Below are 249 nucleotides of genomic sequence, written 5' to 3'. Positions count from 1 at the left end.
TCCGCAGTAGCTCAGCGGTAGAGCTATCGGCTGTTAACCGATCGGTCGTAGGTTCGATTCCTACCTGCGGAGCCATTATGCTTCCATAGCTCAGCTGGTAGAGTACTTCCATGGTAAGGAAGAGGTCACCGGTTCAAGCCCGGTTGGAAGCTTGGAAAAAGTTTTTAAATTTTTGGCCCGTTGGTCAAGTGGTTAAGACACCGCCCTTTCACGGCGGTAACACGGGTTCGAATCCCGTACGGGTCACCA

General features: G+C 52.2%; 3 tRNA genes. All 3 read left to right on the top strand.

From position 1 onward, the window contains the following. The 3 genes from JDS82_RS29285 (at position 1) to JDS82_RS29275 (ending at position 249) form a co-directional block, all read left to right on the top strand. Positions 1–75, top strand: a tRNA-Asn gene (locus JDS82_RS29285). Between the two features lie 4 nt (positions 76–79). Then, positions 80–152: transfer RNA gene (locus JDS82_RS29280), tRNA-Thr, on the top strand. Positions 153–174: 22 nt separating this feature from the next. Beyond that, positions 175–249, top strand: a tRNA-Glu gene (locus tag JDS82_RS29275).

It is taken from the genome of Bacillus cereus group sp. N14 (assembly GCF_016483555.1).
GTDB classification, from domain to species: Bacteria; Bacillota; Bacilli; order Bacillales; family Bacillaceae_G; genus Bacillus_A; species Bacillus_A wiedmannii.
This window is presented reverse-complemented; position numbering and strand designations above follow the sequence as displayed.